Source organism: Microbacterium sp. Leaf351, from assembly GCF_001423825.1.
Classification (GTDB): Bacteria; Actinomycetota; Actinomycetes; order Actinomycetales; family Microbacteriaceae; genus Microbacterium; species Microbacterium ginsengisoli.
Genome location: NZ_LMPK01000015.1, coordinates 26,717 through 27,903 on the forward strand (window position 1 = coordinate 26,717; position 1,187 = coordinate 27,903).

Here is a 1,187-nt window from a genome sequence, read left to right on the forward strand (position 1 = left end):
ACGAACGGATGTCGCGGGTCGGTGTCAGGAGACGAGGTGGTGGACGACCTGGGCTGCTTCGTTCGCGGCCAGGATCGCGAACAGAACGGTCATCATGACGGCGTTGTGCGCGATCATCTCCGTCTTGACGCGCTGCAGGGCACCGATGACGCGGTCGGAGGTGCTGAGGGCGATCAGGGCGGGGACGATCAGCGCGAGCGAGCCGACGATCGCGACGACGACGCACAGCAGGATCGTGATCGGCAGCGAGCTGTGCGCATCGCCGATGAGCGCGCCGCCCTTGAGCGCGAGCGGGATGTTCTTGGTGTTGGTGATGGCCATCACGAACCCGAGTCCCGCGGCGCTGAGGGGCGTGACGTTGTCGATGGCGGCCAGCCATGAGGGTGCCTTCGCGGTCTGGCCGGGCTTCGGGCGCCCGATCCAGCTGAGCACCGCGAAGAGCGCGAAGCCGATGGTGATGATGATCGCGAAGACGAACGAGACGGTCGAACTGCTTCCCGATGTGGAGGACGAGGAGCTGTTCGCGGAGAAGACGGCGCCGAGAGCGAGGAACACGAGCGAGACGATCGTGAACGTCGTCGTGTAGATCGGCGCGGCGGCCCGGCCGCGGGGCGCCAGCACGATGGCGACGATCGCCACGATCGGCAGCGGCGAGATCATCATGCCGACAGCGAGGGGGATGAGGTTCTGCAGCTCGTTCACGTGCGGGTTCCGTTCGATTCGCGTCGCCCGGAGGATCTCCCCGGTGCGTCTGCGATGACGGTACGTGCCCGGTTTCGGGCGTCAGGGCCGATGTTCGGCTGACACGACGCACGAAGCACTCACGCGCGCGCGACGCCCCTTTTCGGGCGACTTTGCACGGTTCTGCGTCGGTCGTGACCGGTCAGCAGCCGGCTGCGCGGGGATTCTCGACGCAGGTCTGGCCGACCAGCGCGGTGCGCGCCTCGAGCACCTGGATCGGCGCGGTCGTTGCCTCCGGAGTCACGAGACCGTCGACCGGGATCCAGGTGACGCCGTCGAAGGTTGCCTCGGCCGCGTAAGACGTCTCGAGGGTGATCGTGTACTCGCCGCGGGCGCCGTAGACGTGGCTCGTGGCCGTCGGCGTGAACTGCGGAACGCCGAGGGCCGCCCACGTCGAGCCGGCCGACACGGTGGTGCGGGAAGAACCGTCGCCGTACGTGAACAGG

At 67.8% G+C, this 1,187-nt stretch carries 1 protein-coding gene and 1 pseudogene; both read right to left on the minus strand.

The window, feature by feature from the left end:
- Positions 1-24 precede the first annotated feature (24 nt).
- Positions 25-702, minus strand: coding sequence for a GAP family protein (locus ASG00_RS05805; RefSeq protein ID WP_056207530.1), 678 nt, complete (start codon positions 700-702; stop codon positions 25-27).
- Between the two features lie 181 nt (positions 703-883).
- Positions 884-1,187, minus strand: a pseudogene (locus tag ASG00_RS05810) (hypothetical protein); the annotation flags it as partial.